This is a genomic window from Bradyrhizobium diazoefficiens (assembly GCF_016616235.1).
GTDB classification, from domain to species: domain Bacteria; phylum Pseudomonadota; class Alphaproteobacteria; order Rhizobiales; family Xanthobacteraceae; genus Bradyrhizobium; species Bradyrhizobium diazoefficiens_H.
Genome location: NZ_CP067100.1, coordinates 1,868,587 through 1,881,634, shown reverse-complemented (window position 1 = coordinate 1,881,634; position 13,048 = coordinate 1,868,587). Strand labels below are relative to the sequence as shown.

The 13,048-nt window shown below is 63.2% G+C and carries 12 protein-coding genes and 1 tRNA gene; 4 read left to right on the top strand and 9 right to left on the bottom strand.

Annotated features, from left to right (window positions below; genetic code table 11):
• Position 1 precedes the first annotated feature (1 nt).
• The 4 genes from JJB99_RS08950 to JJB99_RS08935 form a co-directional block, all read right to left on the bottom strand.
• The gene (locus JJB99_RS08950; protein ID WP_200498416.1) at positions 2–859 is read right to left on the bottom strand and encodes a carbohydrate ABC transporter permease; all 858 of its coding nucleotides are present in this window, start codon (positions 857–859) and stop codon (positions 2–4) included.
• Between the two features lie 12 nt (positions 860–871).
• A complete protein-coding gene (locus tag JJB99_RS08945) occupies positions 872–1,795 on the bottom strand; it encodes a carbohydrate ABC transporter permease (protein ID WP_200498415.1) in 924 nt (307 codons plus the stop codon).
• Positions 1,796–1,870: 75 nt separating this feature from the next.
• The gene (locus tag JJB99_RS08940) at positions 1,871–3,310 is read right to left on the bottom strand and encodes an ABC transporter substrate-binding protein (protein ID WP_200498414.1); all 1,440 of its coding nucleotides are present in this window, start codon (positions 3,308–3,310) and stop codon (positions 1,871–1,873) included.
• Positions 3,294–4,352, bottom strand: a complete 1,059-nt coding sequence (locus JJB99_RS08935) for a sugar-binding transcriptional regulator (RefSeq protein ID WP_200498413.1) — start codon at positions 4,350–4,352, stop codon at positions 3,294–3,296. Before JJB99_RS08935 ends, JJB99_RS08940 begins: the two co-directional genes overlap by 17 nt.
• An 885-nt stretch (positions 4,353–5,237) precedes the next feature.
• On the opposite strand from JJB99_RS08935, the gene JJB99_RS36660 reads away from it, so the two are divergent.
• Genes JJB99_RS36660 through JJB99_RS36130 form a run of 3 tightly spaced genes read left to right on the top strand, consistent with a single transcriptional unit; the run spans position 5,238 to position 6,907 of the window.
• Positions 5,238–5,510: a recombinase family protein gene (locus JJB99_RS36660; protein WP_283816038.1), complete on the top strand. Its 273-nt coding sequence runs from the start codon at positions 5,238–5,240 to the stop codon at positions 5,508–5,510.
• Positions 5,511–5,526: 16 nt separating this feature from the next.
• Complete coding sequence (locus JJB99_RS36135) at positions 5,527–6,123, top strand: recombinase family protein (RefSeq protein WP_283816037.1); 597 nt, start codon at positions 5,527–5,529, stop codon at positions 6,121–6,123.
• 22 nt (positions 6,124–6,145) lie between these two features.
• Entirely contained in the window at positions 6,146–6,907 is a 762-nt protein-coding gene (locus JJB99_RS36130) for a zinc ribbon domain-containing protein (protein ID WP_349629023.1), read from the top strand.
• On the opposite strand, the gene JJB99_RS08920 is transcribed toward JJB99_RS36130, so the two are convergent.
• The 5 genes from JJB99_RS08920 to mnmA form a co-directional block, all read right to left on the bottom strand.
• Positions 6,864–6,940: transfer RNA gene (locus JJB99_RS08920), tRNA-Met, on the bottom strand. The genes JJB99_RS36130 and JJB99_RS08920 overlap by 44 nt on opposite strands.
• A gap of 283 nt (positions 6,941–7,223) precedes the next feature.
• Complete coding sequence (locus JJB99_RS08915) at positions 7,224–7,580, bottom strand: hypothetical protein (protein ID WP_200498411.1); 357 nt, start codon at positions 7,578–7,580, stop codon at positions 7,224–7,226.
• 240 nt (positions 7,581–7,820) lie between these two features.
• Positions 7,821–8,459: a class I SAM-dependent methyltransferase gene (locus JJB99_RS08910; RefSeq protein WP_200498410.1), complete on the bottom strand. Its 639-nt coding sequence runs from the start codon at positions 8,457–8,459 to the stop codon at positions 7,821–7,823.
• A gap of 311 nt (positions 8,460–8,770) precedes the next feature.
• On the bottom strand, positions 8,771–9,784 hold the full coding sequence (locus tag JJB99_RS08905; protein WP_200498373.1) for an IS5 family transposase: 1,014 nt from the start codon (positions 9,782–9,784) through the stop codon (positions 8,771–8,773).
• A gap of 121 nt (positions 9,785–9,905) precedes the next feature.
• Positions 9,906–11,087, bottom strand: coding sequence for a tRNA 2-thiouridine(34) synthase MnmA (mnmA, locus tag JJB99_RS08900; protein WP_200498409.1), 1,182 nt, complete (start codon positions 11,085–11,087; stop codon positions 9,906–9,908).
• Positions 11,088–11,429: 342 nt separating this feature from the next.
• On the opposite strand from mnmA, the gene JJB99_RS08895 reads away from it, so the two are divergent.
• Positions 11,430–13,037 carry a flagellar hook-length control protein FliK gene (locus JJB99_RS08895; RefSeq protein WP_200498408.1) on the top strand — a complete coding sequence of 536 codons (1,608 nt, stop codon included), beginning with the start codon at positions 11,430–11,432 and terminating at the stop codon, positions 13,035–13,037.
• Positions 13,038–13,048 lie beyond the last annotated feature (11 nt).

Sequence of the window (13,048 nt, the reverse complement as noted above, 5' to 3'; positions counted from 1 at the left end):
GTCAGCCCTTGACGGCTCCTAGCGACAGGCCTTCAACCAGCCAGCGCTGCGCATAGAGCGCGAGCAGCAAAGTCGGCGTCACCGAAAGCACAATGGCGGCCGCGACTTGGCCGTATTGGATTCCGGAGGCCGTGACGAAAGCCAGCGCACCGACTGTCACCGGCTGCTTGTCGGCGGACGCCAGCACCAGTGCGAAGACGAAATTGTTCCAGCAGAAAATGAAGGACAATAGTCCTGCGGCCGCAATGCCCGGCCCCGCCAGCGGCACGGCGATTTTGAAGAAGGTGCGCAGCCAGGAATGGCCCGCAATACGGTAAGCATTCTCGATATCGGGCGAGATGTCCTCGAAATAACCGCGTACGATCCAGAGGATCAGCGGCAGCGCGATCAACTGATAGACCCAGATCAGTCCGGTATAGGTGTCGTCCAGCCCGAGCTGCTGGAAATACAGCGATAGCGGCAGCAGCACCAGAAGCGGCGGCGCGAAGCGAAATGACAGGAGCGTGAACGCGATGTCCTCGCTGAGCCAGAACTTGAATCGGGCAAAGGCATAGGCCGCCGGTACGCCTAGGATCAGCGCCAGCAGCACAGCAGAGGTCGACAGGAGCACGCTGTTGCCGAGATTGCGCATGAAGGCGATGTCGAGCGAGCCGGCGCTGGTTAGCAGATGGCCGCTGATCAGGGCTTGGTAATTCTCTAGGGTCGGCACGAAGGTGAGGCTGGGTGGAATGCGCAGGATCTGCTCGTTGGTCTGGAACGACATCAAGAGGATCCAGACGATCGGAAACAGGAAGAAGATCACGATCAAAGTCAGCAGCACGGCGCGAATGACGCGTTCGACAACAGAGCTACGATCCATTTGGTCTGCTCCTCATGCCGAGGCGTGGCTGCGTTCACGCAGCCGCAACCAGTTCTTGATGAAGAAATGCGAGAGGATGTAGGTGATCAGCCATAGCACGACCAGCAGCGCCGCCGACTTTCCGACATTCGTGTACTGGTAGAATTCGAGATAGGCGCGGACCTGAAATACCAGCAAGGTGTTGCCTGGCCCGCCCTGCGTCATCGCGTAGATGATATCGAATTGCTGGATGGCATCGAGCAGCCGAAACAGGCTCGCCGTGATGATGTAGGGCGACAGCATCGGCAGCGTGATCCGGAAGAACACGAACAATCTGGGCACACCGTCCAGGGCCGCCGCCTCGAATGGCTGCTGCGGCAGCGAGCGCAACCCGGCCAGCAGCAGCACCATCATGAACGGGGTATAGACCCAGACATCGACCAGGACGACAGTGAACAGAGCCGTCGACGGGCTGGATGCCCAGCGAAAATCGGATATGCCGGCGAGGCTGACGAGATAGGACAGGACCCCGAAATTCGGGTTCGTCATCAGCTTCCACATCAGCGACGCGATCGCCGGCGCGGTCATCAGCGGCAACAGCAGCAGCACCGAAATCAGATTGTTGATGCGGGTCTGCCGCTGCAGCAACAGCGCAATGATCAATCCGAACACCAGCTCGACGCCGACCGTGATGGCCGTGTACCGCAGCGAGATGCTGACGGTGTTCCAGAACTCGGAATCGTACAGCAGGTTGGTGTAGTTACCGAACCAGATGAAACCCTTCAGAGCCGGCAAATTCAGCCGAAACCGCAATGCCGAATAATACAGCGCGGTGACGAACGGAATGAGGATGCCGATGCAGACCAAGAGCGCCGGCAGGCTGAGCAGATAGGGCAGCCACTCGACCGGACGGCGATCGACGACGCGAACGGGCTCGTCAATGGGCTGTGACGTCATGAGAGAGCCTCCGGTGCCCGACCCCTTCGGGTCGGGCGAAGCAGGCGATGAGATAACAACGGTCGCGGAGAAGGTTCAGCCGAGGCCGGCTTCCCGCAAGTGCTTGTCGATGCTGGCGGCGAGCTGATCGAGCCCTTCGCTGACCTGCACCTCCTTGGCAACCATCTTCTGCAGCGTTTCCGCCCACTGAGTGGTGACGTCGAAGAACAGCGGCTGGGCGGTGAAGTAGATCTTCGCGCCCGGCGCCGAGGCCTCGTACTGATCGAGGTAGCCGGGATAGGATTTGGCGATACGGTCGCGGAACTCGCCGTCCTTCCAGACCGAGGCCCGGACCGGATTGACGAAGTCCATCTTGCGCGCACCGAACATGTCGTGCTCGACCGAGGTTGCCCATTGCATGAACTTCCAGGCCGCGTCCTTCTTCTTCGAGAAGCTGGACATCGCCAGCGACCAGATCCAGACGTTCGGCGTCGGCGCCTTTGCCGCGGGGTTGGCCGCGAACGCCGCGTAGCCGAGATTGCCCTTCTCCTTGTTGTCGCCGCCGTTCTCGAAATAGCCGAGAATATCGGCGTCGTAGATCATGGCGGATGCACCGGCGCCGAGATCGGTGCCGACCTGATACCAAGTGTAGGTGGACCAGTTCTTCGGGCCTGATTCCCGGATCATGTCCACCCATTGCTGGTGGAACGCCTTCGAGCCGGTGGTGTTCATCGCGGCTTTGAGCTTGCCGCCATTGACCGTAAAATCCTTCTCGCCAAAATTGGCGTATCCCGACAGGAAGCCCGGATGGATCGTCGCCCAGGAGCGCGATCCGCGCACGCCGATGCCATAGGGGCCGCCGAGATCCTTGGTCAGCTTTGCGGCCGTCTCCTTCAACTCGCCGAGATTCTTCGGCGCGCTGACCTTGGCCTTTTCGAACATCTTGCGGTTATAGGTCAGATTGTTCTGCTCGTAGCCCCACGGAATGCACCATTGCTTGGCATCCGCCGAGCCGAGTTCACCGCCGGGCACGCCGTTCCAGGCGGTCGACGCGCGTAAACCGGGCATCACGTCATCCCAGGCAAAATTCGGGTTCGTCTTCTTCGGGTCTTTGATGTATTCGTTGAGATCGACCACCCACCCGGCCGGACCATAAGTCCAGGTCATATAGGCGCCGGTCATGAAGGCATCGTATTGATCGGATTTCGACGACAGTGCCGCCGTTACCTTGTCGAAATAGACGTCTTCCGGAAACACATCGTAGCTGACCTCGATCCCGGTCATCTTCTTGAAGTTATCGAGATCGGCGATCATGGCGTCGGCATAGGGATGCTTGTTGAGCAGCAGCTTGATCGCCGTCCCCTTCTGCGCCTGCCAGTCGTAATCGGCAGCCATGGCCTCCACGAACGAGGAGCCGAGCAGCAGGTTTGCCGTCGCCGCGGTGACACCAAGGCGGGCGGCACCGCGCATCAGGTCTCGACGGCTGACACGACCAGCCGCATAGGCGTCGAACAGATCCTTAATTCTGTCTGTCATGTTTCACTCCCTTTGCTTTTTTCTGCGTTTTGACGCGACGGCCTTTGCCGTTCTTTTTGTCGGGAACAACCGCGCTCCGCTCATCGACGAGACGGCGCGCGGTGAGTTCATCAGTGATCAGTCCTTTCAAAAGTCCGCTGGCCAATGCTGCGCGGATGCCTTCGACCTTGCTCGGCCCTCCTGCGATCGCCACGATGTTGCGGCCGCGCAGATCCCGCGGCGACAGCGAGATCGAGCGGCTGGACAATTCGGTTTCGACTACGTTGCCGCCGGCGTCGAAGAAATGCCCGAGCATCTCGCCGGCGACCCCGGCACGCTCCAGTTCCGCGACTTCATCAGGGCGGATCATTCCGGTTTTCACCAGCGACCCGCTCGGGCGCGCCTCGCCAATGCCGACCAGCATCAGGTCCGCCCGCCGCGCGAGATCGAACACCGCGGAGATACCGAGCTGCGCGAGCAGCACGGCGCGATCCGCTGCGCTGTTGGCATAGAGCGGCACCGGCATCAGATAGGCTTCGCTGTCGGTCCGCTCGGCAATGAGATGAATGACGTCAAACGGGCTCGCCGAGAATTTTCGCGTCAAGCCGCCGAGCAGCGACACGAACTTGACTTCCGACGTTGGCATCGAGGGCAGATGCCTGACCACGGCAGCCAGCGTGCGCCCGTGACCGATGCCGACAATCTGCCCCGCGTCGCGCTGCAGGACCGCATGCAGATAGCTCGCACCGGAAAACGCCAGGGCCTTGAGCGGCAGGCCGACCTCGCCGAGATCGGGCGCGACTTGAACCATGTCGAGCTGAAAGCGCTGTTTGAGCGCCTCTTCGAACTTCACACAGTCCGCAACGGCTCCGTCGACGAAAATGCGGATCAGGCCTTCGCGCCCGGCGCGAGCAATCAACCGATGCGCCTTGATGGCGGGAATGTTCAGGCGCGACGCGATCTCACCCTGGGTGAGCCCGCCAGCGTAATGCAGCCACGCCGCACGCGATGCGAGGCTCGCATCATCGTTATCAGGCGAAATGGGCCGATCGCTGGCGCTCACGTCTCCACCCTGTAATTTTTTTCAGTGGCGGCAAAATTTCACATGCGGGGTCGCCTGTCAATTGCGACGCCGCAATTTTGCAATGCGGTATTCCGCGATCTGAATCGCTGCAAAGCAATGCGTTCAATGCGGGGCAGCCCTTGGGGCAACTCAGGATTTCGCGAGAGCGCACTCGGCCCGATGCTTGCGCACCACTTTGCCGTCGCGTCGGCGGGTCCCCGTACCGAGCGAGATGTCGCACAAGGACGGCACACTTCCGAAGAGACGCCCTTTCGCATCTGCATGAGCGTTTGCTCGGATGATATGGCGCGAGAACACGGAGGGGGCGAGCTATGTCTCGGAACGTAGCTCAACCGGACGATGCTTTTGGGAGTGCGTGTGAGCCAATGATGTTCTTGGACCAGAGGGTGTGCCTCGAAATAATCTTCCGACCGGTTGCGCACCAGAAACGACCCGAACGAACCGTAACAAGCGCAATTGAGGGCAAGCAAAGCGCAGCTGCATCAACGAAGCTGACCGATACCCGGCCGCTCATAACGGTCTGGTTGCAGGTTCGTTCATCTGATGGCGCAGCATTATTCCTGGCCGGGTTGCGGGCAGAACAAGACTCTCCGCACTAGATATCATCTGGGAGTGTCCGTTTTGTTCCCTATCGTATCCAATTCGCCGATCGGCGCATAAGCGCCCTGCTTTCTCTCACGAATGCGCAGCATCTTGCGGGGATGAAGCGCGCGAGGACGAGAGAAGTGCAGAGTCGTGGACCACGGTCGGCAGCCTCAGCGCAAATCGATCCCGCTCTGATCAAGTTTGTTGAAGCACTTGCAATTGCCGACGCAAGACGCGATCATCTTTTCGATAGCGACCGCCTGATGAAGAATCATCTTGATGCCGCAGGCGACAAACGCATCAGCACTGGTATTCGAGATGAAACCCGCAGCGATCTATGCTCGGTTCTCGACCGAGCTTCAAAACGAAAAATCGACTGAAGATCAGATTGCTCTATGCTGCGCTTATGCGGGTCGTCATCAACTCGATGTCGTTGCTACCTTTGAAGACAAAGCGCGTTCTGGAGCCTCGGTATTCGGTCGCGATGGTTTGATGCAGCTTATGGACGCTGCGCGTCAGCATCGTTTCACACTTGTGATCGTAGAGGCATGACCGGCTCTCACGTGACATGGAGGATCTGGCCGGCATCCACAAAAGGTTGTCTTTCCAGGGGATCGAGATCCAGGCCGTCCACGATGGCACTGCAGACTCAATCTTGATTGGGATCCGCGGCCTCGTCGGACAGATGCAGCGCGAGGACGGCGCCAAGAAGGTCCGCCGCGGCATGGCTGGCGTGATACGCGATGGCCGACATGCGGGAGGGCGTGCCTACGGATATCGAACGGTACCTGGCAAACCCGGCGAACTCGAAATCGTTGAAGACGAAGCTACAATCATCCGGCGGATTTTTGCAGCATACGCAGCGGGACGGGGGCCCCGAGAGATCGCGCAGGATCTCAATCGGGGAAATATCCGCCCACCGCGAGGCCGGCGATGGAATGCATCGACGATCAACGGCAACGCCAAGCGCGGGACGGGGCTCATCTTCAATGAGCTCTATGCTGGCCGTATTGTCTGGAACAAGGTGCGGATGGTGAAGGATCCCGATACTGGCAAACGATTGTCTCGCCCAAACCCTCGTGAGGAGTGGCAGAGCATTGATGCGCCCCAACTACGGATCGTCGAACAGTCCGTTTGGGAGCAGGCGCATGCATTGAAAGACTGAGAAGGGGCATTTGGCCAGCCACATGAAGCGACGGGCGCCGCATCTCCTGTCGGGTCTTCTTCGGTGCGGTCGTTGCGGATCTGGCATGTCAGTCCACGATCGGGACAAGACCGGAAAGACCAGGATTCGTTGCTCAGCTGTGCGCGAGAGTGGCAGTTGCTCGAATCGCAGGATCATCTACCTGCGCGACATCGAAAGACTTGTGCTCAGCGGGATGGCCGAGGAGTTGAAGGACCCACGGCTGATCGAGACCTACGTCCGCAACTACAACAGTGAGCGAGAGCGGTTTGCGGGGAACGCCTCCTCGGAGCGCCTGCGGCTAGAGGCGAAACGTGACCGGATCGAAGGCGAGCGTCAGCGCAACATTGATCTCGTGATCAGGTACGTGATTTCGGAGGAAGATGCGAAGCAACGGATCGCCGAACTGAAGCAGGAGCGATTGCGCGTCGAGGCGGAACTGGCTGCCCTCGAGGAGGCGCCTACGCCCATCTCACTGCATCCGGCCACGCTGGACCGCTACATCGAGACCGTCAATGCGCTTGCCGACACGATAGCAAGCCATACAAGCGCGGAGGACGACCGCGGCCCGTTGGTCGCCGACTTCAGAGCGCTTGTGCACAGGGTCATTGTCCACCCGAAAGGCCCATGGGAAGGCTTCGAGGTCGAGGTCAGGGGAAAGCTGGCCGCGCTGGTCGGCGGAGCGCTCTTTCCGCAGGCCCACCATAGTAGTGGGTCATACGTGGTAGCGGGGGAGGGACTCGAACCCCCGACCCCAGGATTATGATTCCCGTGCTCTAACCAGCTGAGCTACCCCGCCACAGGGATCGCGGCGGCCGGATACGGCCGATCTCGCGAACGCGCGGCATATAAGGAAGGGGGCGGCGGGAAGTCAATCCGCGTTTGCGAAAAGCTTCCCCCTGCGCCAAGGCTTCAGCGGGAAAGGCTTCGGCGGGACAAGTTGGCGGGAAAACGGATGATTCTGGCGACGGATTCCTCTGTTTTCCGGAACCAGACTCGCGGGGAGTCCCCCTCACCTGGAATCCGCGCTTTGCGCAGATTCCGGCCTCTCCCCGCAAGCGGGGAGAGGCGAAGGAAGAGGCTTATTTCGGCCGGACCGTCTGGTCGCCGCCGGGGCTGCCGGGCGGCGGGATCACGGGCATGCTGCCGTCCGTGCTCGGCGCTGGGGCGTGCATTTCGGGGTCGACGCCGGCGGGTGGGCAGATCACGCCGTCGGACTTTGCCAGCTTGTCGCCGAGCGGTTCCCGGGACTGGCCGGTGGTGGTGCCGTCGGCCTGGCGGTTCGGGCGGTCCTGCGGCGAGCAGTTGGCGGCGTGTTGCGGGGATGGCGGCGCGGTCGCTTGCGGCGGCGTCGCCGGGGCGGGCGGGGCCTGCGCGATCGCTGGCCCGAAGGCGGCGATCAGGAGGCCCGCTAGGATGATGTTTGATGTCGTGCGCATAGGTGGGAAACGCGCCGGCCGCGGGCGATGTTCCCGGGGAGCGCGAGATGTGATCGGGTTATGCCGTCATTGGGAATCGCCCGGGGAGCCAGTCTGGATTGCTTCGTCGCAAGGGCTCCTCGCAAATGGCGGAGCAACTCGCGAGATATCGCGAATGGAGAGAGCCCTTCTCCCCAACCCTCCCCCGCTCGCGTGGAAGGGAGCGCACTGCTGGCGTGGCGGCGTGCCAGGCTCATCGCATCATGATTTGCGGTAGCGGATCAGGGAGAAATGGCCCATTGGCGGCATCGGGCGGCGCTCGGCGAGGGTGACGCCGCCGTGTCTGGCGGCCCAGTCGAGGAGGCGCTGCCACGGGAATTCCGGGCGCCAGCCGAGACGGCGTGCGAGCGGAGCGAAGGCGAGTTCGGAGAGTTTTCGCAGGCCTTTCTCGGCGCCGATGTGGTTGACGAGGATCAATTCGCCGCCGGGCCGGAGCACGCGCACGAACTCGTCGAGCGTGCCTTCGGGATCAGGCACGGCGGTGATGACATATTGCGCCACCACCGCGTCGAAGGCGCTATCGGGGAAGGCGAGGTTTTTCGCGTCCATCACCGAGAGCACTTCGACATTGGAGAGACGCAAGCTGCGTACGCGCGCCTGCGCCTTGCGCAGCATCGGCTCGGAGATGTCGACGCCGCAGATCTTTGTGGTGCGCGCATAGTCGGACAGCGACAGACCGGTGCCGACGCCGACGTCGAGGATGCGGCCGCCGATGCGGTCGGCCTCCGCGATGGTCGACTGCCGGCCGGCGTCGAACACCTTACCGAACACGAGATCGTAGACCGGCGCCCAGCGGCCATAGGCCTTCTCGACCCCGGCCCGCGAGATGTCTGCTGCCATGCCCCTGCCCTGCGCGAAACTCTAGAGAGTATTATTCATTGGTGAGATCGAAGTCAGCCCCGCGCGCGGTGTAGCGCCTCTCGCGCTTGCGGGAGAGGTCGGCGCGGAGCGCCGGGTGAGGGCTTTCTCCACTCGCGATATATCGCTGGTGGAGAGCCCTCTCCCAACCCTCTCCCGCAGGCGAGAGCTTTGCTTAATTGGATGTGCGGGGGTAGTTCCTGCTGCCGGGCTTTTTTTGCGCAGCATCTGACGGCGCACGGCATGGAACGGTTGCGTTTTGGTGGCCGACGGATGGCTTCGGGCGACGACGGTCATGCTGCAGCTCCCACAGCAGACAGCACCGCCCATCGTTTGAGATTCATGGCGAGGCAGATCAGGCGCAGATGGGTCTGGTTGCGCGCCAGGCCCAGATAGCGGGCGCGCGCCCAGCGGTAGCCGCCCTTGAGGCGGGCGAAGACCTGCTCGACCGGCGCGCGCCGCTTTCCCACAGCGTCGTTGAAGCGCTTCTGCCGCTCGGTCAGCGGATGATGCTTGTTGGGGCGGAACATCAGCCGCGGCTTGATGCCTCGCGCACGAAGGCCGCTGCGGCGCTCGTGCTTGTCATAGGCCTGGTCGGCATACACCGCCTTCTCATCACCGCAGATCAACTCGTCGGCGGGCACCGTGTCGTTGACCGCAGCATCGGTCAGCTTGCTGCGGCGGATGATCGCCGAGCCCTGGTCGATGCCCACATGTGCCTTGTAGCCGAAGTATCGTTTGCCGCCCTTCTTGGTCCAGCGCGCGTCAGGATCGCGCTTGCTGTTGACCAGTTTGCTCGGCGCCAGGCCGTCCGGGCCGGGCGGTTGCGGATCCTCTGGCGGCTTCGGCGGCTTCACCGCCGCCGGAATCAGACTCGCGTCGATCAGCGTGCCCCGCCGCACCACCAGCCCATGCGCCTCAATCTGGCGCAAGATCTCACTGAACAGCGTCTCGTCCAGGCCGGCCCGCTGCAAAGCCTCCCGGAAGCGCCAGATCGTTGCATGGTCGGGGGTCTCGTCGCCCAGCACAAAGCCGCAGAAATCGCGGAACGAGGCCCGATCATCAAGCGCCTCTTCAAGCTCCGGATCGGACAGCCCGTACCATTGCTGCAGCAGCAGCGCCTTGAACATCACCAGCCGTGGATAGGCCGGCGCGCCCCGCTCCGGTTCCGGCAGGCCGCCCAGCACGCGCTCCACTGCCTCCCAATCCACCAGTTCGCCAATCCGCCTCAGCACCGGGCTCCCTTTTCCTCGCCGCGACACCAGCGCGTCCGCGAAGCTCGGTTGTCCAACCTGACGATATGCCATCCCAGCCCCTTTCCCCTCAAGCCAGAGAGAATCCCAGACTCGTGCTTTATGCAAAGCTCTCGCAGGCGGGAGAGGGGGCGCACTTCCGGTGTCGCGAGAGTGCGTTCCGATCTCATGATGACTAGCCGCGCACCGCTTCCACCAGCGGCCTCGCTGCGTTGCTCGCGATCTTCGCAGCAGCGCTCTGGATAAAGCCGCCGCCGAGCACGCGGGCCTGACCCCCAGGTGCATCGTAGAATACGCAGGCTTGTCCCGGCGAGACGCCCTCCTCGCCGGCGACGAGCTCGACCTCGTAATGGCCGCCTCCGCCGCGCAGCCAGGCCGGCTGGGGCGCGCGGGTCGAGCGCACGCGCACGAACAGCTCGAGACCAGAGCCAATCGCGCGATCGATGTCGCCGCCGCCGATCCAATTGACATCGCGCAAGCTGATGCGGTGCATCTTCAAGGCATCGCGCGGGCCGACGACGACGCGGCGACTCGGGGCATCCAGCCGCACCACGAACAGCGGCGCGTGAGCCGCGATGCCGAGGCCGCGGCGCTGGCCGACGGTGAAATTGGCGATGCCGTTGTGCCGGCCGAGCACGCGCCCATCGAGATCGACGATGTCGCCGGGATCCATCGCGTTCGGACGCAGGCGCGTGATGATGTCGGTGTAGCGACCTGTCGGCACGAAGCAGATGTCCTGGCTGTCATGCTTGTCGGCCACGGCAAGGCCAAAGCGCCGCGCGAGCTCGCGCGTCTCGGGCTTGGTCATGTCGCCGAGCGGGAAGCGAAGGAAGTCGAGCTGCTCCTGCGTGGTCGCGAACAGGAAGTAGCTCTGGTCGCGGTCGCTGTCGGCGGCGCAGACCAGCGCACGCGAGCCGTCGCCCTGGCGACGCGAGGCGATGTAATGGCCGGTGGCGAGCGCCTGCGCGCCCAGCTCGCGCGCGGTCTTGAGCAGGTCACGGAACTTGACCGAGCGGTTGCACTCGATGCACGGCACCGGCGTCTCGCCGAGCGCGTAGCTGTCGGCAAAATTGTCGATGACGGACTCGCGGAAGCGGTCCTCGTAGTCGAGCACATAATGGGGAATGCCAAGCTTGGCCGCGACATCGCGGGCGTCGTGGATGTCCTGACCGGCGCAGCAGGCGCCCTTGCGATGCGTTGCCGCGCCATGGTCGTAGAGCTGCAGCGTGATGCCGACGACGTCATAGCGCTCAGCCTTCAGCAGCGCAGCCGTCGTCGAGGAATCGACGCCGCCCGACATGGCAACGACGACCCTGGTATCCTCAGGACGGCCTTCGAGATCCAGACTGTTGAGCATGGCTTTAAAGTTGTGACGGCGGCGTTCGCGATCCGCGAATAATGCTTCCAACCGGGACATCGGCGATCCCCGGGAACCCTGGTTCCCGAAGGGCACGGCTTGCCCGGTCGAAAGCGGCTGAGAGCTGCCTCCTTAATATAGGCGGCCTTCCGGTGAAGCAATCACGCCGGCCACAGGCTCAAGGCAATTCTTGCCGGGGCGGCAGAAATGACGAGGCTGGATGCGTTGCGTGCAGGCCGCACTATTTATCAAGCTATTGATTTTATTATCTAAAATTCATTCCCGGGAGCTGGCCCGCTCCTTGCTACCTCTTAGGCCGAAGATGTTGCCAAGGGGTCGCCTGTGGTCGGTCGGACGTCAGATGTAGCCGCCAGCGTGCAAGTTCCGAGCGCGCAGCAAAAGCCTGCGAAGTCGCAGAGCAGCAAGGACACGTCAGACTCCTTCGGCTCGCTGGTGGACAGCAACACCCAGGCCATCAGCAACAGCGCGCCGGCGCAGGACACCCGCCGGACCGACTCGTCGTCCTCCGCCTCCGACCGGAGCTCGCGCGACACGTCCGCGACCGACCAGCCCTCGCAGAGCAAGCCGAGCGGCGACACCGATAATTCCGCGACCGCCAGCGACACGGTCGCCGATCCGGTCAACGATCCGACCAAGGCGGCGGACAAGGCCGGCAAAGCCAAGGACAAGGCCGAGACCTCCGAGGCTAAACCGGCGGACAAGTCCGACGAGACGAAGAGCGATAAGGCCGACGGCACCGACGGGCTCGCCGCCGCCGTTGATGCCGCAGCGACCGTGCAAACCGACGCGACGCAAACGGCCGTGCCCGATCCGAATGTGATTCCTGTTGCCGTCCCGGTCGATCCGACCCCAGCTGCGGGCCCGGCCTCCGATGCCGCCGCCTCGCCGCTGACGATCGCCGCCGCCGGCCTTGCCGCCAGCGCCTCCACGGCGGCGCAGATCGCGGGCACCAAGACGGATACGGCAACGCCGGGCGACAAGAGCGCCAAAACCGCCGGCGCCAAGGTCGATGCCGACACCACGGCAACGCTGGGCGATGCCGCGACCGGTACCACCGACGGAGCCGCGACCGATGCCAAGACCAGCGGCGGACTGATCGCCGCAGCCGATCTCGGCACGCCCAAAACCTCGTTCAAGGCCGCCGTCACCACGCAAAGCCAGACCGACGTCTCCGATATCGGCCAGAATACGGGCAAGGCGAACGCCGCCACGCAGCCTCCGGCGAATACGACAACCACCAACGCCGCGCATGCCCAGGCCGCCAAGCCGCAAGCCGAGGCCGCCGCTACCGACGCAAAGGCCGATGCGAAGGCCGGCGCCACTGACGCTGTGCCCGCCACCCCGACCATGCACGCCCATGCCGGCACGCAGGGCCCCGCGCCCACCACGACGGACACCAGCGCGCAAGCCGCATCCGCGATCCAGGCGCCCGTGACCAATACGACGTCGGCGGCCACCGCCTCGACCGCGACGCTGACCGCGACCGCGGCTACCAACGGCGCCGTGCCGCTCAACGCCGTCCCGATCGAGATTGCGGCGGCCGCGCGCGCCGGCAAGACTCGCTTTGACATCAGCCTCGATCCGGTCGAGCTCGGCCGCATCGACGTGCGCATCAATGTCGACCGCAACGGACAGGTCAGCTCTCATCTCACGGTGGAGAAGCCGGAGACGCTGGCGATGCTGAAGCAGGACGCGCCGCAATTGCAGCGCGCGCTCGACGATGCCGGCTTCAAGACCGGCAGCAACGGACTGTCCTTCAGCCTGCGCGACCAGAATTCATCTGGCCAGCAGTCCGGCCAGAACAACGACAATGACGGCAATGCCCGCCGGCTGATCGTCAGCGAGGACGAAACCGTGACCGCTGCGCCGATCGGACGCGGCTACGGTCGCATGCTCGGATCGAGCAGCGGCGTCGACATCAGAGTGTGAGGAGTATTCGA

Coding starts and splice junctions, on each gene's coding strand:
- JJB99_RS08915 (WP_200498411.1), bottom strand. CDS start 7,580: ATGCGCACGACATCAAACATCATCCTAGCGGGCCTCCTGATCGCCGCC.
- JJB99_RS36135 (WP_283816037.1), top strand. CDS start 5,527: ATGGAGGATCTGGCCGGCATCCACAAAAGGTTGTCTTTCCAGGGGATC.
- JJB99_RS08940 (WP_200498414.1), bottom strand. CDS start 3,310: ATGACAGACAGAATTAAGGATCTGTTCGACGCCTATGCGGCTGGTCGT.
- JJB99_RS08945 (WP_200498415.1), bottom strand. CDS start 1,795: ATGACGTCACAGCCCATTGACGAGCCCGTTCGCGTCGTCGATCGCCGT.
- mnmA (WP_200498409.1), bottom strand. CDS start 11,087: ATGCTCAACAGTCTGGATCTCGAAGGCCGTCCTGAGGATACCAGGGTC.
- JJB99_RS36130 (WP_349629023.1), top strand. CDS start 6,146: ATGAAGCGACGGGCGCCGCATCTCCTGTCGGGTCTTCTTCGGTGCGGT.
- JJB99_RS08905 (WP_200498373.1), bottom strand. CDS start 9,784: ATGGCATATCGTCAGGTTGGACAACCGAGCTTCGCGGACGCGCTGGTG.
- JJB99_RS08910 (WP_200498410.1), bottom strand. CDS start 8,459: ATGGCAGCAGACATCTCGCGGGCCGGGGTCGAGAAGGCCTATGGCCGC.
- JJB99_RS08950 (WP_200498416.1), bottom strand. CDS start 859: ATGGATCGTAGCTCTGTTGTCGAACGCGTCATTCGCGCCGTGCTGCTG.
- JJB99_RS36660 (WP_283816038.1), top strand. CDS start 5,238: ATGCCGCAGGCGACAAACGCATCAGCACTGGTATTCGAGATGAAACCC.